This window comes from Phyllobacterium sp. 628, from assembly GCF_014189505.1.
In the GTDB taxonomy this organism is placed as follows: Bacteria; Pseudomonadota; Alphaproteobacteria; order Rhizobiales; family Rhizobiaceae; genus Phyllobacterium.
The window spans coordinates 1,823,431-1,844,027 of the sequence record NZ_CP050301.1 but is presented as its reverse complement, the minus strand read 5'-3'; the positions used below and the strand labels follow the sequence as shown (position 1 = coordinate 1,844,027).

Sequence of the window (20,597 nt, the reverse complement as noted above, 5' to 3'; positions counted from 1 at the left end):
GTTCAGTCGGTATGGCGTCCGATATACAGTTCGCAACTTTCACCAGACTTTGCGATACATCGCATTGTCAGTCTTTCATCGATACAAGACTTTCGTTGATGATCACAAGGCCGGTTCAAGCATTTCCAGAACATGGTTTATGTTTGCACTGTTTAATTGATTATGCCTGAATGAAACGGCTTGCGAGCATAAAAACACGGCGGTATAAACCGCGCATCGCTGGTCACGGAGTGTAGCGCAGCCTGGTAGCGCACGTCGTTCGGGACGACGGGGTCGGAGGTTCGAGATCCTCTCACTCCGACCAGTGTTTCAACAACTGTGCAGATAACAAATAGTTTATTATGAAATTGAACTAACGTTCAATTGCGATCCATATCCTTACTTCATAACGTAGATTCCTCGAGCTAATTTCACGGGGAATGTGGTGCGCAAAAATAATTTTAATATACTCCGATTGTTAGCCGCTTTTCTTGTTTTATTTTCTCATAGCTTCCCATTGACGGGGACCACCGAACCCATTGGAGCTTTTCTCGGTTATACATCCGGGGGAGGCATAGCTGTTGACGTGTTTTTCGTCATAAGCGGATATCTTGTGACCATTTCGGGTACTCAGAATAATTTATTCTCTTTTTTATTGTCACGGCTACTACGCGTCATTCCCCCACTTGTCGTCGTTGTCTTATTCGACATATTTGTCGTTGGGTTGAATTTTACCAGACTGCCGCTGACAGAATATTTTGCGAATAATGGCACATTGAAACATCTGGGAAATCTCTCCCTTTTTGCGTTTTACCCCTGGCTTCCTGGAGTTTTTGACGGGCTTCCAAATGATAGTGTAAACGGCTCTTTGTGGACTTTACCTCTTGAAGCGACAATGTATGCAATCAGTGCATTTTTCGTGATCATTCGAGTTCGCAATTTTGGGATACTCGTATCAATAGCGGGAGCCTTTGGGATTGGTTATTACTTCTCGGTACATTTTTTTGGGCTCTCGTGGTTGAACAGAGGCCCCGATCTTCTCCCATCTGTTTCAACTTTCAATTTTCTTAATATGGGTTACTTCTTTTTTGCCGGGGCAGCGTTATCCAAGCTCCCAGCGGTACCAAGCCGATACATCCATGGAGCTGTTGCAGTTTTGGTTCTTCTTGGATCGTCGTACCTGCCAAACATGTATGGGTATGGTGTCTATTTTGTTGTGCTACCATATCTCGTGTACTTCTTTGCCTTTACCCCTATAAACCTTCACCACGAGGTATCGATAGATATTAGTTATGGGGCTTATCTGTACGCATTCCCTATCCAGCAGAGTATCGTAAAGGTGCTATCTCCAACAATTGGTCCTATTTATTTGACGTTGCTGGCAATCCCGATAACTTTTTTCTTTGCTTGCCTCTCGTGGAAATTGATCGAGAAGCCCTCACTTAAGTGGAAACAAAAAATTCGAAAATCCAAACAATTTGTCGAAAATGCACGCGTGACGCAGTGATTAGGCCCGCCCTCTGAACAGATCCGAAATATATTGTTTGATCACTGCGTATATTATCGCACAGACTTGTCGCATCAAGTTTAATGCAGCGTCTCTCCGCCTTCCGGGTCGATCAATGCGGCGAGGCCTTCCTCTTCCACGGCCTTGAGAAACTCATCATAGGCCGCTTGATCGGTCTCGAACGGGTCATCCCAGATGACCGAATCCTTGTCCGCAGTGACCACTTCCAGCGTCCATTCGCTTTGCTCGGCCAGACGGTAAATTTCGACGCTTACGGTGATGCCGTCGCGGGTGAATTCTTTCGATAAACGCGACACAACCAACTCTGGTTCTTCGTCCATCACGGCCTCTCGGAAATTCAGTTGCTGTTGTTTTCGATAATCTTACGACGAGGCCTGAAATAGCAAGTCAGAAAATCAAAATAGCCCCGGGGCCGCGATCTTCCCATCCGCCCCATATCCACGCACAATTCATCTAATTAAAGCCGCGCACAGAAACAGGGGGCGCGAAATGCAATTAAAACTTCGGTCTGCCGCATGGGCTGCAGCGCTCACAGCCACACTTGTTCCGGCAACGGCTCACGCGGGTAACACCAGTGTCTATACGCTGATCGGCATTGAACAATGCCGCGAACAAAGTCATGCAACTGATAATCCGCTGATCACCGGCGTGTGGCTTTGCGAGGGATTCGGCGACATGCAGGTGCAGCTCATTGAGGATGATCTGCGCTTCTATGTGGCTTATGCGAAAAAGCCGGCCAAGAAATTCTCATTCGGATCAATGATTCCGCGCTTCAACACCTTGGGCGCCGACAAGCTTGAATGGCGGCTGGGCCCGGATAAAAAACCGGTTGCCACCATCTTGCGCTACAAGACTGACGACGATTCGATCCTCGCAATAATGCGGGTGGGTGAAGCGAAGCAGACATGTTCCGTGGGCTACGTCTCGGTCAAGCAGACGGCCGCAAAAGCCAACGATATCGCCCGCAAGATAGCGGACAGGATAGCTCCGGGGTTCCGTTGCGGCAAACAGGAGGCTTCCTATTACATCGCCGCAGATTTTAATGATAAGCCCGATTGAGATGAATGCCCCTAGGCGGCCGTCTTTTTCTGCACATCCATGATCAGGCAAGTTTCTGAACCGTGGGCCACCAGTCGGCCGTTTCCATCGAATATCTTGCCTTCAGAACTTGCGGTCCTGCTGCCGGAATGCAGAAGAAGGCCCTCACAGCGCAATTTGCCGGTCGATTCAAACACGGGCCGGACAAAGGTCGTCTTCATTTCAATGGTCGTATAGGCCTGCCCTGCTTTCAGCGATGAATGCACGGCACATCCCATCACCGTATCAATCAACAGTGAAATCCAACCGCCGTGGACCGCGCCCATCGGATTGTAGAAGCGTTTTGACGGCATTGCCTCAAATACAATCTTTCCCGCTTCCACGGAAACTGGCCACAGACCCGTCGTTTCGGCAAAAGGCGGCGCAGGATAGGTCCCGGCAAGCAAACCTTGCATGAATTCAACACCGGAAAGCGTCGCGGCAACCTCGGGCGGCACAAGACCATAAGTTGGTTGAAAAGTATCAGACATCGGCTGCTCCCGCGACTGCATCATTCCCGTAAAATCGCCTTCATATTATGTCCATCATATGATATGTCAATTGACATATAAACAAACCGTCGCAGGCATTACCAATGCGCTATTCCAAGGGACACAAGGCAGAAACGCGGCAGCGGCTTATCGATGTTGCCTCAAAACGTTTTCGCAAAGACGGGATCGAAGCCACCGGCCTTGCCGGTGTGATGGCGGAGGCTGGGCTGACCCACGGTGGATTTTACGCACATTTTTCCTCGAAGGAAGACCTGGTTCAGGAGTCGCTTACAGCGGCCCTTGCCTCCACCAGCAGCTATCTCGCGTATAAGATCGGGGCTGCCCGTAAGCGCGGCGAAAACACGCTTGAAACCATCGTACGGACGTATCTGCAACCGGCACATCTCGGCCATCCCGAACTTGGTTGTGCCGTACCACCGCTGATTGCCGAGATCGGACGGCACTCCCTCGAAACGCGTGCGCGTTTAACGGAGATCATTGAAGGCATCACCGGATTGATCGCCGCCGAACTTCCCGGCAACCTGTCAGAAAATACTGCCCGAGACCGCGCCTATGCGATATTCGGGGGCATGATCGGCACCCTGCAATTGGCGCGCATGGTGCCGGATCAGGAAACATCCAATCGCATTCTTGAATCCGGCCGCCAGGCTGCACTCGCCCTGGCCAACCAGCCAGCGGTGTGAACACGTGGATCCGGCCGCCGGATAGACGTTCGTAAGCCTGCAACTTGGTGTTGCGAAGGTGCACCGATCCATTATCATCCGGCAATGATCACGAGCAGCACGAAATTCGCCGCTCAAGCAAAGCTACAGTCGGAGAAACCCATGTACAGACCGCCAGCATTTCGGGAAGACCGTCTCGACGTCATGCATGATCTGATCCGCAAGCACCCGCTCGCTATGCTGGTAACGAATGGTGAACAGGGTCTGATGGCGAACCTTATTCCGTTCGAGATCGATGCCGAAGCCTCCACTCATGGCACTTTGCGCGCGCATTTGGCCAAAGCCAATGAGCAGGTTGCCGCTTTGCAGGCCGGCGCCGAAGCTCTCATTATTTTTCAGGGTCCAAACACCTATGTGACGCCATCGTGGTACGCGACCAAACGCGAACACGGCAAGGTCGTGCCGACCTGGAATTATGTGGTCGTTCAGGCGTGGGGAGTACCGCAAATTCACGATGACCCGGAATGGTTGCGCCGCCAGATCGACAGCCTCACCCGCAAGCAGGAAAGCAACCGTGACCAGCCGTGGGCGGTGGAAGATGCGCCGGAGCCATTCATTGCCGGGCAGGTGAAGGGAATTATCGGCGTTGAAATCCCGATCACCCGCATTGAAGGCAAATGGAAGGTCAGTCAGAACAGGTCAGAAGCGGACAGATCGGGCGTTGCCGGAGGGCTTCGCAGCGAAGGTCCGGAAGCGGAAGCCATGGCGCAGATTGTCGATGAACGCGGAAACGCAGCGGGCCGGTGATCCGCCCCTCGCCTTATGCAGAAGCCTGACATCTCGCATAAGCCCAAACAGGAGATGACTATGCGCGCAACCTTACTGGTTCAATGCGTCTGCTTTTCTGCCCTGCTGATCCAGCCAACATGGGCGGAGAACAGCAAGGGCTATCAATTGACCATCGATGGAAAACAGGTTGGCATTGATGTTGGCGATACCTTGACCGTCACCACCAGCGACGGCAAGGACATCAAGGTAACACTCGATCGCTCGAAGTTTGTCACTGCATCCAGTGAGTTTGTGTCGTTCGATCACGCTGGCAATCTCAGCGTTGTCAAATCCGATCTTGGTGGAGGCATCAGCCAGTATTTGCTGAACACCGCGTTAGGCACCATGGTCATTGTGCAGGAATACAAGGGAATGGATCCAAGTTCCTTGTCGCATCTGATGATACAACAACTGACAAAAGAATCGAAACAGGCCGGAGCAAAAGTCGAGGAGATTCCAACCGAACGGCAGATCGATTCCGGCAAAAAGCTGAAAGGTTTGAAAGCCACCGTCAACAGCAAGTACGACACGATCAATATCGAGGCTGTTACCTATGGCAATCCGGATCAGGGTATCATCGTCGTGACCCAAATCGATCAGGAGAATGAAACGACCGACGGTCCGATGATCGATACATTCTGGAAAAGTTTAAACATCAATTTCTGACGCCGGTCTTCACGCGCGCCATCCCGACGCGTCGACGCCCGGGGTCAGAACTGCAACCGCGCTTAAGCCGCCATTGTCGCCAGTTCAATACGGTTCCGGCCAAGCCGCTTGGCGCGGTAAAGCGCAACATCCGCCTCCTCGATCAATTCTGTGATCGACTGATGGTGCGGACCGAAGGTAGCGACACCCGCGCTGACCGTTACGTGGGTTTGTCCCCGCCCCAGATCGAAGAACGTTTCATTGACACGCCGGCGGATTGCTTCAGCCATTGCCATGGCTTCGCCGGAGGGAGCCGCTGGCATCAGAATAGTGATCTCCTCACCGCCATAACGCGCCACCAGATCGGATTTCCGCACCAGCGAGCGGATAATTGTTGAAATCTCGATGAGCACGAGGTCGCCGTTCGAATGCCCCCAATGATCATTGATGCTCTTGAATGAATCGATATCGATCATGACAAGCGAAAACAGCTCGCCGCCCGTGGAGGCAGCCTTGCGAAATGTCCGGCGCGCAACGCGGTCAAACAGGCGGCGGTTGGCCAGATTGGTCAGCGGATCGGTATGGGCGTCCACCTCCAGCACTTTGACCTGATCAAACCGCATGAGTTCGCGCTGCAAAAACAGTGATATCAGCACAATACCCGTGACGCTCAAGGTCAGCATCGGCAGAGCAATGCGCTGGAAAATCGGCAAGGCCTGTTCGAATGGCAGGATGAAGATGCTGAGTCCGTAAAGGGGAACAGTCAGGCCAAGAATGAGAAAGTGTTTCCAAGTGTAGGTTTTGGGCTGGTAGGCAAACCGGAAAATGAAACTGATCAGGCAAATGATCATGATACCCGCTACACCGGCATAGACACCGTTACCGCCAATAATTATCCGCGCAATGATCGTTAAGGTTGTAGCCACCGCCAAAGCGATAAACCCGCCGAAGGGCGCGCTGAGGGCAAGCAGGATGGAACGCGCATCAATAATAATGCCTGCATCGACCAAAACCGGATCAAGCATCGAGAGAATTGTCGAGCAGCCAAACAGCAGCCCCACCATGCAACCACGCGTCAATGGTTGGCTGAAGCCGCGAATAATAGAGCCGTAGCCCATACTGATCAGTGCGACCAGCCCGAGGCGGTGGACGAGATCCGAGACGATGGGGAAATATTCAGCGTACAATTATCAACCTCAACTCCGGTCCGTATGACCCTAACCTGATCGGGCTAATTTCATACGAAGGACATTTCTAAAAATTGAATAAATGGCATGCGATTGCGCGGCTTCTACCACAGGTTGCATTGTCTGGCGACCTCCCAATCGTCTTTTTAAGAATTGAATTTCGCCTGAAGCCTATTCGGGACCTGTGCTGGAATAAACTACGGCAAGTTTGGTATGCCACTTCAAATCCGGTCACTTTTTAAAACGAACGTCCTGTCAGATGGATTGGACCGCGCCTGGCATGATTCCAATTCTGGAAAAGGATCAGGACATGCTGGCACATTCGGCAGATATCATTGACCTGCGCGCATACCGGAATACGAAGCGATGACGACCAACGGCAACGTTTCCTCCGTGCTCACAAACACCGCGTTCACGAAAGCAGAAATTGCCCATTTTTACGATATTTCAGCCACCCTCAGGTGGATACGTTCAGGCCCAGACCTTCAATTTAGGAACGGCTTCAATCAGAATTTTCGTGGCTTCCGCCTGCGGCGCGGCAAGAACGGTTTCGGTGAGCCCCCTTTCGACGATATGCCCCTCGTCCAGCACGATCATATGATCTGCGATGGCACGAACCACCGCCAGATCATGCGATATGAAGAGATAGGCAACGCCGGTTTCTTCCTGCAAATCCAGCAACAAGTTGAGGATTTGCGCCCGTATCGAAACATCCAGCGCCGAAACCGGCTCATCCAGGACGATCAGATCAGGCTTCGTAGCGATTGCGCGGGCAATGGCGACACGCTGACGCTGACCGCCGGAAAGTTCCAGCGGATATCGCTGCATCAGTTCAGCATTCAGGCCAACCCGTTCGAGCATGGCGGCGATAGCGGCATCATACTCTTCTTTCGGCACCAAGCCATGCAACCGCAGCGGGTCTTCCAGTATGCGCCTTACATTGGCACGCGGGTTGAACGCCGCCAGCGGATCCTGAAACACCATCTGGAATTTGGGCCGCAAGAGCCGCAACGCCTCGCCGCGCGACGCTGTCAGATCATGACCGGACAGCCGAATTGATCCGCGATCCGGCGTACTCAGCCGCATGACCAGCCGGGCCAATGTGGTTTTTCCTGATCCCGACGCGCCGACCAGCGCCAGCGTTTCACCGCGCGCCAACGTGAGATTGATATCCCGCAAACCACCGGTTGACCGGTCGCCAAAGCGTTTGGCAACATCCCTGATCTCAAGAACCGGTGGCATGACTGTTTCGCTCATGGCAGGTTCAAACTGTCGGGGTTGATTTCGGCAAGCCGTTTTCTGCGCGGCGTATCCAGCGACAGATGGGTTCCGATCAGCGCCTTGGTATAGGGATGCTGCGGCTTACCCAGAACCTCCGCCGCGGGGCCTGCCTCGACAAACTCGCCCCGGTAGAGAACAGCAATCTGGTCGGCGCGCTCGGATGCCAGCGCAATGTCATGGGTGACAAACAGAAGGCTCAGTCCATCTTCACGCACCAGTTCATCCAGCAGGTTGACGATATGCCTCTGCACCACCGTATCGAGCGCACTGGTCAGTTCATCGGCGATGATCAGTGATGGATTGCCGGCCAGCGCCAATGCCAGCGCGATGCGCTGACGCTGACCGCCGGAAAACTCGTGCGGATAGCTGTTGAGCCGCGACAGCGCTTTGGGAATGTGCACCCGGTCGAGCAGATTGGCCGCCCGTACGCGTGCTGCGATCCAGCTCGTATCCTCATGGGCACGGATGACTTCGGCAATCTGATCACCAATCTTCATGACCGGATCAAGGCTGCCACCCGGATCCTGAAACACCACGCCGATATCCTTGCCAAGTCGCAACCCCGACGGTGCCGACGGGAAGGCAATCGTTCCGCTCTGCCGCGCCTGCCGGGGTAACAGCCCGGCAATTGCCATAGCAAGCGTCGACTTGCCCGAGCCGCTTTCACCAATCAGTGCGAGCCGCTCGCCACGCACAAGCTCCAGTGAGACGTTTTTCAGCGCAAGTGTCCCACCATAGGAAACACTTAGACCATCGACACGCAAGAAGGGCTGGCTCATGGGCGCAACCTCCCGTTGCGGGAGAGTCCGCGCCCGACCAGATGCACGCTGAGCACCGTGATAACAAGCGCGAGTCCCGGTACAATGGACAGATAGGGCGCGGCGCGCAGGACCGTACGTCCCTCCGCAATCATGCTGCCCCAAGTCACCCGATTAGGGTCACCGAAGCCGAGAAACGACAGCGCCGCCTCGATGAGGATTGCCGCCGCCACCGAAATCGCTGCCAGCGACGCCGCCGGGCCAAAAGCATTGGGCAGGATTTCCCGGAAGGCAATTTCCAGCGGACGCATACCGAGTGTGCGTGCCGCAGCCACAAAATCGCGCTCACGCAGCGATAGCACCTCGGCGCGGGTTACGCGTGCCGCCTGTGTCCAGTTGCCAAGGCTGATGGCAAAGATCAGCGTGGGAACACTTGGACCCGTCACACTGATGGCAGCCAGAGCCAGCAGAAAACCGGGTACTGTCTGGAACGCTTCGGTGATCCGCATCAGCACCGCATCGGCAAAACCGCCCAGAAACCCCGCCAGCGTGCCAACGATACTGCCGACAACCAGCGCTGCTGCAGCCGAAAAGAATGCGACCAGCAGTGTGATGCGCGTCCCGTACAACAATTCCGACAGGACATCACGGCCAAGCCGATCCGTGCCAAGTATATGCAATTCAGTGGTGAAAGGCGGCGTCAGCGGTTCGCCAACGATTGCCAGCGGATCGCCCGGCACAATCCACGGCGCCAGCAACGCCATCAGGATAAGCACGGCCAGCAGCACAAGACCAATGCGCCCCTCCCAGCCAAGCTGGCGCCACGCCGTCATCGGATGGTCCTCACGCGCGGATCGAGCTTGCCATAGGCAAGATCAACCAGAAGATTGGCAATAATCACCGTGATGGCACTGCACAGGATGACGCCAAGCAATAGCGGCGTGTCACGGCGCGAGACAGCTTCTGCCGCCAGACGGCCAAATCCGGGAATGGCAAAGACGCTTTCGACCACGACGCTGCCGCCGAGCATGACAGCCGCTTGCAGCCCGAGCATGGTCACCACGGGTAGTACCGCATTGCGCGCCACATGCCGCCAAACAATACGGCCATGACTGAGGCCGCGCGCCTTCAGCCCCAACACGAAAGGATCGCGCCAGATTTCACTCATGCGATCGCGCATCAACCGCAGATAAAGCGCGAGATAGACCACGGCGAGCGAGGCCACAGGCAGGACGAGATGCGTGGCAATGTCTCCCAACCGTGCCAATCCGGTTTTGCCCGACGCAATGGTTTCAATGCCGCCCACCGGAAGCCAGCGCAGATTGACGGCGAAGACCACGATCAGCACCAGCCCCAGCCAGAAGCCCGGCACGGCATACAATGCCAGCGAACCGATCGACAGGAAGCGGTCGCGCAATGAACCGGGTCTGGCCCCGGCGATTACGCCAAGCAGAGAACCAAGAAAGAAAGCGAGCGCCGTGGCAATGCCCATCAACAGCAGGGTGACAGGCAGACGCTCCCAAATCACCGACAGAACCGGCCGCTGAAAGGCCGTGGACCAGCCGAAATCGCCATGCGCCAATGCGGATATATAGGCGACGAAGCGCTGAAGCGGCCCCTGATCCAGCCCCCAAGCCTGCCGCAACTGCGCAAGCTGGTCCGCATCCATCCCGCCCGTCCGCGCCACATAGGAATCGACCGCATCGCCGGACGCGGCTTCCAACAGCAAAAAGCTGCCAACCAGCACGACGCCAAGAACCGGAATCGCCCCCAGCAGGCGTTTCACGAAAAAAGATGCGAGAGGCGGCAAGAAAAGTGCTCCGAGAGGTCATGCAAATGAAAGGGGAGACTAGAGCGATTGGGCGGGGAAAACAAACGGGTTTGTTGTCATCGATGGGGAGACTGCAGAACCATTGTGCGTGGTTCGACGGGCTCACCATGAGGAAGTTGGTTTGGCAGCACCGCTAAATCGCAGCCTTTGCAGAATATGGTCCCCGCAATCCTCGCTCTCCCTCATGGTGAGCCCGTCGAACCACGCACACTGCCGCTGCACCTTTGCCTCGCACCTCTCTCTCCTTCATCCTCGGGCTGACCCGAGATAGAGGGCGGCGGTATGCGTGGCTCCCCACAAGGTGGAGGGTAAGCGGTGGTGCCACTTGCGATTTGCGAAATAAAACACCCCTACCCCTTCAGCCAGACATTGGCCCAGTTGGACACAGCCCAGCGCGGATTATCGGAAACATTCTGTACGGTATCGCGCGCCACCGTTATGAACGAGAACTCCGCCACGTTGATCAGCGGCAAATCCTCTGACGCGGTCTTCTGCAGCTGCTTATAGAGGCCCGCACGCTTGTCGCTATCAACGGTTGAAGCGGCCTCCTTGATCAGCTTGTCGACATCCGCATTGGCATAGCCATACTGGTTGGAGAACGGCACCCCAGCCGGCAGGCCGCTTTCAAACAGGATGGTCGTTGAAATCGCCGGATCGGAACGATAGACCGGTGTTGCCACGGTGATATCGAAATCATGTTCCGTATAGACGGCTTTCAGATGCGCCGGTGTGTCATTGCTGACGATCTGCGCATCGATCCCGACCTTGGCCAAAGCCTGGCGCAAATAGTCGCCAAACTGCTTGGTTTCATTGAAGAATGGCGCGGGCAAGAGTTTCAGCTTGAAGCGGTTGCCATCGGCACCGCGCTTGTAACCCGCTTCATCCAGCAGCGCCTCCGCCTTGGCCGGATCAAAAGCATAGGTGGTGACGTCGGGCTCATAAAACGTCTTGTCATAGGCAGGGACAGGCCCGGTCGATGGCTTGGCATAGCCGAGGAAAATCGTCTTGACGACAAAATCCCGATCGATGGCATGGGCTAGCGCCTGCCGCACTTTCACATCGGCAAGCTCCTTGCGCCGATGGTTGATCTCGACGATGAGCTGGTAGGTCAGGCCCTCATAACCATTGGCATAGACCTTAAGGCCCGACGATTTGGAGATGCGGGCAAGATCGGCCAGCGGCACCGCAGAAAAAGCGGCAAGCTGTATCTGCTCCGCTTCCAGCGCATTGCCCGCCGCTGCGCGGTCCGGCAATATCTGATAGACGATTTCGTCCAGCGTCGGCTGATCCTTTTCCCAATAGGCGTCATTGCGCTTCAACAGATAATATTCGCCCGGCTTGTGTTCGCCGAATTTGAAAGGCCCGGTGCCGACCAGTTTCTCATTGGCGGGATTTTTGGCGATATCCGTGCCTTCATAAAGATGTTTCGGCACCACCGATGTGACCACCGGCAACGCATTGAGGATCAACTGGAACGGCGTCGGCTGCGAGAATTTGAAAATCGCGGTGTGATCATCCGGCGTTTCGACGCTCTCCAAATTCTTGAAAACCACGCGCCCGAGATTTTGCAGCTTCTTCCACACTTCCAGCGCAGAAAACGCCACGTCCGCCGAGGTAAACGGTTTGCCGTCATGCCACGTCACGCCCTCGCGCAGCTTGAACGTCGCGGTCAGGCCGTCGGCCGAGCCTTCCCACGCGGTCGCAAGGCGCGGCGACAGCCCATCCTTGCCGTCATAGGACTGTTCGGCCAGCGGCTCGACGATTTTGCTGGCGACGAAGAACACGCCGTTCGAGGCGACAATGGCCGGGTTCAGATTGGCCGGTTCGCTGTCCCCGGCAACGGTCAGGCGTCCGCCTTTGACAGGTGTTGCACCCTGCGCCCAGCCCAAAACAGGCATGGCCGTCAGCGCAGCGGCGCTGGCGGTCAGGTTGAGAAAGGTGCGGCGATTCAACAGGATACGGGACATGTGGGGCGATCCTCTTAATTGTTGTTGGGGCCGAGCGGCCGGGACAGAATCTGACTTAAAGCTGTTATGGTGGCGCGAGCGAAGTCGGGATTTGCCGAAACGCCCATATGACCGACCCGCAGCAGCTTTCCCGCCGTATCGGCGCGGCCAAGTGACAGCAGAATACCATGCTCATTGCGCAGGCGGTCGCGCAGTTGCGTATCGCTGAAACCCTCGGGTATCTTGAACGCTGTGGCAGTCGGGGCACAATATTCGGGCTTTTTCGGCCAGAGCTTCAGACCAAGCTCAAGCAAACCGTTGCGCGCGATGGCTGCCGTTTGCGCATGGCGCGTCCAGACATGTTCCGGCCCCTCTGCGGCATACCGGTCCAAGGCTGCATCCAGCGCATAAATCTCGGCAATGGACGGCGTCACCGGAAACGGCGCGCCCGGTTCAGACGCACCCTTCCAGCCCAGCAGGCTGAGAAACGAGCCGCACGGTGCATCCGGATTGGCTTCGATTTTTACCCAAGCGCGCTCACTCACACTGATCAGGCTGAGACCCGGCGTACTGCCAAGGCATTTTGATGGAGAGGTGATGAAAATATCGACATGCGCATCCTGCGGATGAACATCCATACCGCCAAAGGACGAGACCGCGTCCACGATGAGATAGGCACCGTGCTCGGCTACAATCCTGCCGATCTCGTGCAAGGGATTAAGCGTGCCCGACGGTGTATCATGGTGGCACAGCGAAACGATTGTGATATCCGGGCGCTGACGTAGCGTATCGCGCACCGCCTGTGGATCAATGATGTCATTATAGGGCACGGCGAGTTCAATGACTTGCCTGCCGTAACGCGCCGCCCAGCCGGCAAAGCCTTTGCCATAGACGCCGGATACAAGATTGAGCACGACGTCATTCTTGCCGATCAGCGCCGCAGCCGCCGCCTCAATGCCCAGAATAGCCTCTCCCTGCATGATGACAGGCGCATTGTCCTGCCGTAGCGCCAGCCGGAGCTTTTCTATCACACCCGCATAGAAATTCTGGAACGCGGGTTCGTAGTCGTAGAGCACCGGTTTTCCCAGGGCTTCGAGCACTTCGGGATAGACGGGAACCGGGCCGGTCGTCAGCATCATCGGGGGAATGGGAAGCATGGATCGCACTTTGAAAATTCATCCCACTCACGGACGCAAATGGCTGACAAAACAGAGCATATTCTCGAGATCGGGAGAAACCAAGAAAAACTGTTTCAATAATCGTGCAAACATCGCCGCTTTATCTCCCCCCTTGTGGGGAGAAAGCGATTTCGGCATCTTAGCTCTTGCTAAGTGCCAGAAATCGCAAGAGAGGGGATAATTGGTTTTTGGCAAATCCCCTCTCTGGGATTTTCTAAGGATTTAGCAAAGAGGCTAAATCCAAGAAAATCCTTTCTCTCCCACAAGGGGAGAGATAACCGGCACCGAGGTGTCTACTTGATATTCCGCCCCTCACTCCAGCGGGATCACATCCACCAATTGCTTCGCCTTCTGGGAGCCGCTGGTCTTCAATACCCCGACAATGGGCGAGACATCGGCATAGTCCCGGCCGTAGCCCACGGTGATGTGGTCATTTCCAGCTATCATGGCATTGGTCGGGTCGAATTCCTGCCAGCCCGCCTCGCGGCCGCACCACGCCCGCACCCATGCATGCATGGCGTCCGCGCCCTCCAGTCGCTCCTTGCCGGGCGGAGGAATGGTGCGCAGGAAGCCGCTGACATAACCGGCGGGAATGCCGATGCCGCGCAAACCGGCGATCATGATGTGGCTGAAATCCTGACAGACACCGGCGCGCAGCTCAAAGGCTTCACGCGCCGTGGTGCGCACATTGGTGGCGTCGGCATCGTAAGCAAAATCGGCGTTGATCCGGTTGCAGAGTTCATTCACAGCCTCCATCACCGTGCGGGTACCGCCAAGGCTTTTTGCGGCATAAGCAGTGATGTCAGGATCGATGGAGGCATGGGCGCTCGAGGTCATGAAATGATGCGGCGTATCGGACGCAACAGACCAGACACTGCGGATTTCCTTGGTCAGTCCAGCCAGATCAGGCGAAACATCCAGCATATTTTGCGGTCGCGATACGTTGATGCGTGCCGTCATCGCCACATCTAGCGTTTCATGCGGATTGCGATAGACGATTGAGGTGACTGTATTGGCGAAAAAGTCCGTGAAATCAGACCGTTCGGCCGCTGTTGGGTCAAATGACAAGCTGGAAGCCACAACGCGCTGGATGCCTGGCAGGGTTTGCGGCATGACCCGGATATGATGGCGCCCACCCGCAGCGGAGCGCTCATAATCATAGTGGAGGTGCAGACGGATGTTATAGAGCATGTCCTATCCCCGCTCAGGCAAAATAGGTGTCGGAGATAATATCGGACAAGCCGCCGATTTCATTGGCGATTTCGTGCAGTTTATCCGGCGTCAATTCCTCCGCTTCCATAATGGCAAGCTGTGTGTGCAGGCGCAGCACATCTTTGGAAAAGGCTGGCATGTGGGCGCCCGCTTCCCGCAGCGGCAGCAGGTTGAACTCCGTTTTGAGCGCATCCAGCTGGAAAATGATCGAGCGCGGATTGAGAGGATCCAGCGCCAAAAGATCAAGCACGCTCAACCGGCCGGAATAGACGCTGTACTGACGCCGGTGCGTCATGACGCTGTCGCCGATTTCCAGCAACATTTCCAGTGCACCCTCGGCCGCCTCATGCCGCGACAGGGTGGCGAGAATGCGCGCCATCTGGATACCGCGCTCAACCCGGCGGCCAATTTCAAGGAAACGCCAGCCGGTGAAGCGATACATGTTTTCGTGCACCAGACCGGAAAAACCCGCCAGTTTGCGCAGGATGATCGTCATGGCGCGGGTGGCATCATCGCCCTGTGCCACCACATCCTGAAAACGATGAATGGTTTTTGAAAGATCGCGCAGCGCCAGCCAGCCATCCGGCGAAAACCGGTCACGGATACGGCCAGCGCTCAGCATCGCGCCATCGATGGACCGCTGCAACCCCTTGGGAATGGCAGTGTCGAGATCGATGCCAAGCGGCTTCAGGTAATCGCGCATCTCGGTCAGAAGCGGAAGTTCGGTATTCGCCGCTTCCGCATAACGCGCATGGCAGGCGCGCAGGATACGCGCTGTGGCTTCAGCCCGCTCGATATAACGCCCCATCCACATCAGATTTTCTGCCGAGCGGCTCGGCAACGTGCCGGGCACATTGCGCCTGAAGGCATCGTCTTCGCGCGGCAGCAGCGTATCCTTGCGCACCGGGCTTGAACTGGTAATCCACACATCCGCCGCCTGCCCGCCGCGCTGCATGGCAATAGCCGCCGTATCGAGCGTAAAACCGACGCGGGCAAAGCCGCCGGGCATAAAGCTCCAGCCGTCCTTGTGCCGTGCTGCAAAAACCCGCAACACGAAGGGGCGCGGCTCGAGCTTCCCTCCGACATAAACAGGCGTGGTGGAAAGCTTCACGGCTTCCTGCCCCACCAGGCCACGACCATCAGTCTGCAGCCGCTTCAGCAGCACCTGACGTGCCTCTTCATCCAATGCCGATCCAAGCACCGTCGTCTGGACATCCTCGAACGGCAGCCGCGTCGACAGCGCCGGGCCGACCATCATCTGGTCGAGCCGTTTGATAACCTGCTGCCGTTCCTTCTCCTGTCCGCACCACCATGTGGCAATGCTTGGCAGGGCGAGATCGCGGTTGTGCAGCGCCTTGGAAATCGCCGGCAGAAATGCCAGCAGCGCCCGGGTTTCGAGAATGCCGGAACCGAGCGCATTGACGAGGGACACCGAGCGCTGGCGCAAGGCGCTGACCATACCCGGCGTGCCGATCCATGAATCCGATTTGAGTTCCAGCGGGTCCATATAGGCCGCATCCATGCGCCGCCACAAAACGTCGATCGGCTTGAGACCGGAAACCGTGCGCACCATCAGCCTGCCCTTGCTGACGGTCAGATCATCACCTTCCAGCAGCATAATACCGAGATACCGGGCAATATAGGCGTGTTCGAAATAGGTTTCGTTGTTTGGCCCCGGCGTCAGGATAGCGGCGCGTCCAGCGGGATCATTGATCAGGCTTTGCAAGGAATCGCGGAAATCCTTGAAGAACCCGGCAAGGCGGTGAACATTCATTGCACCGGATATATCCGACAGGGCGCGGGTGGTGGCAACGCGGTTTTCCAGGGCAAAACCGGCACCCGATGGTGCCTGCGTGCGGTCGCCCAGCACCCACCATTGACCATTGGGAGCGCGGCCAAGTTCAAAAGCACAGAAATGCAGAAAATGCCCGCTGGCTGGTTTGATTCCGGTGACAGGGTGCAGAAATTCCGGATTGGAGGCGATCAGATCAGGCGGCAACAAGCCCTCGCGCACCAGCCTGTTATCACCATAGATGTCGGCGACAATATCTTCGAGAAGATCGGCGCGCTGGGTCAGACCGGCGGTGATCGCCCGCCAGTCGTCCTCATTGATCAGGATCGGAATATGAGCCAGCGGCCATTCCCGTTCCTGCGTGCCGGTGTCGTCATAGACGCGATAGAATACGCCCGCGTCGTGCAGATACTGGTTGGCGCGGGTAAAACGCGTGGCAAGCTTCTCCGGCCCGAGCGCATCGAGTGAATGCAACAGCTTTTCCCAGCCGGGGCGAACAGCGCCGGTGGGATCGATCATCTCATCCGCCACCCCTTGCAGCGGTTTATAGCTGGCAAGCAGACTGGAGAGCGGGTTCGATTTCACGCTCTGTGACATTGATTGCGATACCCCCCTCTGGGCTGTCGCCCATCTCCCCCACAAGGGGAGAGATCACATCGGCATCGAAAATTTTGCGCAACGCCCACCATCGCAAGGTGTGCAAAATGTCCATGAAGGCCGATCTCCCCCCTTGTGGGGGAGATGCCCGACAGGGCAGAGGGGGTGAAACCTCCAGTTCCATTAGTCCAACAATCTCAATGTCTTGGCCTTCTCAAATCCAGTGTCATCGGGAATTCACCTGATGGCTGCTCCTTGCGCAATTCATATCCCCCGGCCGTATGGCCGCGCGGCTCGAACCGTGTGAGCCGGCGCGCTTCCGCCTCGTTGGAATTGACCGGGAACGTATCATAGCTGCGCCCGCCGGGGTGTGCGACATGATAGACGCAACCGCCAATCGCGCGTCCTGACCACTGATCATAGATGTCGAACACCAGCGGCGTGTTGACCGGGATCATCGGATGCAGGCCGGAACGCGGCTGCCAGGCCTTGTAGCGCACGCCCGCAACGGCGGTGCCCTGCGTTTGCGTCATTCTCAGCGGCACCTCGCGGCCATTGCATGCCACACTGTAGCGGGCGGGATTGAAGCCCTCCACCTTGACCTGCAGCCGTTCAACCGAGGAATCGACGAACCGCACAGTGCCGCCAATGGCACCCTGCTCGCCCATGACATGCCAAGGTTCAAGTGCCTGGCGGATTTCCAGTTTGACGCCTTCGTTCTCGATCTCGCCGCAGAAGGGAAAGCGGAACTCCAGCTGTGCCTCGAACCATTCGGGGCGGAAATCAAAGCCGTTTTCGCGCAGGTCGGCCAGCACATCGAGGAAATCCTGCCAGACAAAGGCAGGCAGCATGAAGCGGTCATGCAGGGACGTGCCCCAGCGCACGAAACTGCCCTGTATCGGGTTGTTCCAGAAGCGTGCAATCAGCGCGCGGATCAGCAATTGCTGGGCAAGGCTCATGCGCGCATTCGGCGGCATCTCAAAGCCACGGAATTCGACGAGACCGAGCCGCCCTGTGGGACCATCGGGTGAAAACAGCTTGTCGATGCAGATTTCCGAACGATGGGTGTTGCCGGTGACATCCACCAGCAGGTTGCGGAACAGGCGGTCCACCAGCCACGGCAAAGGCGGTGTACCCTCACCCGGCCTCGGCACCTGCGCCAAGGCAATTTCCAGCTCGTACATGCTGTCATGTCGCGCCTCGTCGATGCGCGGCGCCTGACTGGTCGGGCCGATGAACAGGCCGGAGAACATATAGGATAGCGACGGATGGCGCTGCCAATGCAGCACCAAGCTCTTCAGCAGATCAGGACGCCGCAGGAATGGACTGTTGTTCGGCGTCTCGCCGCCAACCACCACGTGATTGCCACCACCAGTGCCGGTGTGGCGACCGTCGATCATGAACTTGTCAGCGCCGAGACGCGTCTGCCGCGCTTCCTCATAGATCGCCGTCGTTGTCTCCACGCATTCGCGCCAATTGGCGGCGGGATGAATATTCACCTCAATGACACCGGGATCGGGCGCAACGCGGATAACATTGATACGGTGATCCTGAGGCGGGCCGTATCCTTCAATATGGACCGGTAGACCAAGCTTATGCGCTGCGGCTTCCGCCGCCGCTACCAGTTCCAGATAGTCTTCCAGTGCTTCCACCGGCGGCATGAACACGCTGAGGCGGCCGTCACGCGGCTCTACGGAAATTGCGGTACGCACTGCGCCGCCAATTTCGCCGAGTTCCTGCTCCACCCGCTCCTGCTGGTTGCCTTCAGCAGCGGTGAAGGATGCCACGGCCAGGGTGTTTTCGTGCGGATGCGGTGCTGCACGCGGCGCCGGGTCTGGCAGGCTACCGCGATCCACCGATGGATCAACCGGAACGATATAGGGATATTCGGAAGGCGGAACATGCGGCAGTGCGCCGAGCGGCAGACGGTAACCGACCGGCGAATCGCCTGGCACGAGAAACAGCTTGCCGCGCCGCGTCTTCCATTTTTCGCTGCGCCAGCGCGGACCGGAGGCCTGGCTGTTCCAGCGTTGTACCGGCAGCACAAAACCGCTCGGCGCGTTCAGTCCGCGTTCGAAAACCCGGGCAATGCGACTGCGCTCTTCCGGGTCTTTCAGCTTGGAATTGGAAGGGTCGACATTGTCGGGCAGATTGCCTTCCTTGACGATCCACTCGGCCGGGTCCTCATAGGCCGGAGCGACCATATCCGCTTCAACGCCGAGTTCACCCGCCAAAGCAACGAGCAGTTTCCCGGCATCATCAGGTTTGATCTCGGCCTTGCTGTTTTCTGCTGCGATCAGATCGGGATTCACCCAGATCGGTTTGCCATCCTTGCGCCAGTAGAGCGAAAACGTCCATCGCGGCAGACTTTCGCCCGGATACCATTTGCCCTGCCCGTAATGCAGGAAACCGCCCGGTGCAAACCGGTCGCGCAGGCGACGAATGAGCTTGTCAGCCTTTTCGCGCTTCGTCGGGCCAACAGCGTCCGTATTCCATTCGCCGGATTCAAAATCATCGATCGACACGAAAGTTGGCTCGCCGCCCATGGTCAGCCGAACATCGCGCTCCTTTAGGATAGCATCGACCTGCTCGCCCAAAGCGTCCAGCGCAGTCCATGACTCGTCCGAGAATGGCTTGGTAATACGCGGATGCTCGGAAACGCGGGTTACCCGCATGTCGAAACCGAATTCGACATTGGCTGGCTCGGCCATGCCGGAAATCGGCGCGGCATTGCGGTAATGCGGCGTTGCCGCCAGCGGCACATGACTTTCGCCGGTCAGAAGGCCCGAGGTCGGATCAAGCCCGATCCAGCCTGCACCCGGCAGATAGACTTCGCACCACGCATGCAGATCGGTGAAATCATTATCCGTGCCCGCTGGTCCGTCGATGGCCACAAGGTCGGGTTTCAGCTGGATCAGGTAGCCGGAGACAAAGCGCGCAGCGAGGCCGAGATTGCGCAGCACCTGCACCAGCAGCCAGCTGGAATCGCGGCAGGAACCGGTACGCAAGTTCAGTGTGTCTTCGGCTTCCTGCACGCCGGTTTCCATGCGGATGACATAACCGATCTCGCGTTGGATACGCGCATTCAGATCAACAACGAAATTCACCGTGTTGGTAGGGCTGCGGTCGATAGTCGACAGGAAGTTCGATACCAGCGGCCCCATAGGCTCCGGCTTCATATAGATCGACAGGTCGTCGCGAATGTCTTCCGGATAATCGAAAGGCCAGGTTTCGCCGATGGGCTCAACGAAGAAGTCAAAGGGATTATAGACCGTCATGTCAGCGACGAGATCAACCTCGATCTTCAATTCCGTCACCGGTTCGGGGAAAACGAAACGGGCAAGGAAATTGCCGTAAGGATCCTGCTGCAGATTGACGAAATGGTTGGCTGGACTAACCTTCAGGGAATGGCTGAGAACTTTGGTTCTGGAATGGGGCGCTGGCTGGAGCCGGATGATTTGCGGCCCGAGCATGATGGGCCGGTCGTACTTATAATGCGTCAGGTGATAGACTGCTGCGTGAATTGCCATGTCGCCTCAAAAGTCTGATTTAAAAACCACGATTCCACAAATGCTCCCGACACT

General features: G+C 56.7%; 17 protein-coding genes and 1 tRNA gene. 6 read left to right on the top strand and 12 right to left on the bottom strand.

Annotated features, from left to right (window positions below):
* The first annotated feature begins 226 nt into the window (after positions 1-226).
* Both HB779_RS10595 and HB779_RS10590 read left to right on the top strand, forming a co-directional pair.
* Positions 227-304 (top strand) — tRNA-Pro (locus tag HB779_RS10595).
* 120 nt (positions 305-424) lie between these two features.
* Entirely contained in the window at positions 425-1,486 is a 1,062-nt protein-coding gene (locus HB779_RS10590; protein ID WP_188345656.1) for an acyltransferase, read from the top strand.
* A gap of 80 nt (positions 1,487-1,566) precedes the next feature.
* Here HB779_RS10590 and HB779_RS10585 read toward each other — a convergent pair whose 3' ends face one another.
* The gene (locus tag HB779_RS10585) at positions 1,567-1,827 is read right to left on the bottom strand and encodes a hypothetical protein (protein WP_188345655.1); all 261 of its coding nucleotides are present in this window, start codon (positions 1,825-1,827) and stop codon (positions 1,567-1,569) included.
* A gap of 169 nt (positions 1,828-1,996) precedes the next feature.
* On the opposite strand from HB779_RS10585, the gene HB779_RS10580 reads away from it, so the two are divergent.
* Positions 1,997-2,566: a hypothetical protein gene (locus tag HB779_RS10580; protein ID WP_188345654.1), complete on the top strand. Its 570-nt coding sequence runs from the start codon at positions 1,997-1,999 to the stop codon at positions 2,564-2,566.
* Positions 2,567-2,577: 11 nt separating this feature from the next.
* On the opposite strand, the gene HB779_RS10575 is transcribed toward HB779_RS10580, so the two are convergent.
* On the bottom strand, positions 2,578-3,075 hold the full coding sequence (locus tag HB779_RS10575; RefSeq protein ID WP_244642524.1) for a PaaI family thioesterase: 498 nt from the start codon (positions 3,073-3,075) through the stop codon (positions 2,578-2,580).
* Positions 3,076-3,179: 104 nt separating this feature from the next.
* Between HB779_RS10575 and HB779_RS10570 the strand changes: the two genes are divergently transcribed.
* From HB779_RS10570 to HB779_RS10560, 3 genes are all read left to right on the top strand, one after another.
* On the top strand, positions 3,180-3,779 hold the full coding sequence (locus HB779_RS10570; RefSeq protein ID WP_188345652.1) for a TetR/AcrR family transcriptional regulator: 600 nt from the start codon (positions 3,180-3,182) through the stop codon (positions 3,777-3,779).
* 141 nt (positions 3,780-3,920) lie between these two features.
* Positions 3,921-4,565 (top strand): FMN-binding negative transcriptional regulator, encoded by a 645-nt coding sequence (locus tag HB779_RS10565; protein WP_188345651.1) that lies wholly within the window; start codon positions 3,921-3,923, stop codon positions 4,563-4,565.
* 60 nt (positions 4,566-4,625) lie between these two features.
* A complete protein-coding gene (locus HB779_RS10560) occupies positions 4,626-5,252 on the top strand; it encodes a hypothetical protein (protein ID WP_188345650.1) in 627 nt (208 codons plus the stop codon).
* A gap of 62 nt (positions 5,253-5,314) precedes the next feature.
* Here HB779_RS10560 and HB779_RS10555 read toward each other — a convergent pair whose 3' ends face one another.
* The 10 genes from HB779_RS10555 to HB779_RS10510 all read right to left on the bottom strand — a co-directional run bounded on the left by HB779_RS10555 (position 5,315) and on the right by HB779_RS10510 (position 20,543).
* The gene (locus HB779_RS10555; protein WP_188345649.1) at positions 5,315-6,418 is read right to left on the bottom strand and encodes a diguanylate cyclase; all 1,104 of its coding nucleotides are present in this window, start codon (positions 6,416-6,418) and stop codon (positions 5,315-5,317) included.
* Between the two features lie 471 nt (positions 6,419-6,889).
* Positions 6,890-7,675, bottom strand: coding sequence for an ABC transporter ATP-binding protein (locus HB779_RS10550; protein ID WP_244642523.1), 786 nt, complete (start codon positions 7,673-7,675; stop codon positions 6,890-6,892).
* Positions 7,672-8,478, bottom strand: coding sequence for an ABC transporter ATP-binding protein (locus tag HB779_RS10545; RefSeq protein ID WP_188345648.1), 807 nt, complete (start codon positions 8,476-8,478; stop codon positions 7,672-7,674). Before HB779_RS10545 ends, HB779_RS10550 begins: the two co-directional genes overlap by 4 nt.
* The gene (locus tag HB779_RS10540; RefSeq protein WP_188345647.1) at positions 8,475-9,290 is read right to left on the bottom strand and encodes an ABC transporter permease; all 816 of its coding nucleotides are present in this window, start codon (positions 9,288-9,290) and stop codon (positions 8,475-8,477) included. Before HB779_RS10540 ends, HB779_RS10545 begins: the two co-directional genes overlap by 4 nt.
* Entirely contained in the window at positions 9,287-10,243 is a 957-nt protein-coding gene (locus HB779_RS10535; protein WP_244642522.1) for an ABC transporter permease, read from the bottom strand. Before HB779_RS10535 ends, HB779_RS10540 begins: the two co-directional genes overlap by 4 nt.
* A 395-nt stretch (positions 10,244-10,638) precedes the next feature.
* Positions 10,639-12,255 carry an ABC transporter substrate-binding protein gene (locus HB779_RS10530; protein WP_188345645.1) on the bottom strand — a complete coding sequence of 539 codons (1,617 nt, stop codon included), beginning with the start codon at positions 12,253-12,255 and terminating at the stop codon, positions 10,639-10,641.
* A gap of 14 nt (positions 12,256-12,269) precedes the next feature.
* Positions 12,270-13,391 (bottom strand): pyridoxamine--pyruvate transaminase, encoded by a 1,122-nt coding sequence (gene ppaT / locus HB779_RS10525; RefSeq protein WP_244642521.1) that lies wholly within the window; start codon positions 13,389-13,391, stop codon positions 12,270-12,272.
* 333 nt (positions 13,392-13,724) lie between these two features.
* Complete coding sequence (locus HB779_RS10520) at positions 13,725-14,603, bottom strand: transglutaminase family protein (protein ID WP_188345644.1); 879 nt, start codon at positions 14,601-14,603, stop codon at positions 13,725-13,727.
* 13 nt (positions 14,604-14,616) lie between these two features.
* Complete coding sequence (locus HB779_RS10515; protein ID WP_188345643.1) at positions 14,617-17,013, bottom strand: circularly permuted type 2 ATP-grasp protein; 2,397 nt, start codon at positions 17,011-17,013, stop codon at positions 14,617-14,619.
* 197 nt (positions 17,014-17,210) lie between these two features.
* On the bottom strand, positions 17,211-20,543 hold the full coding sequence (locus tag HB779_RS10510) for a DUF2126 domain-containing protein (RefSeq protein ID WP_188345642.1): 3,333 nt from the start codon (positions 20,541-20,543) through the stop codon (positions 17,211-17,213).
* Positions 20,544-20,597 lie beyond the last annotated feature (54 nt).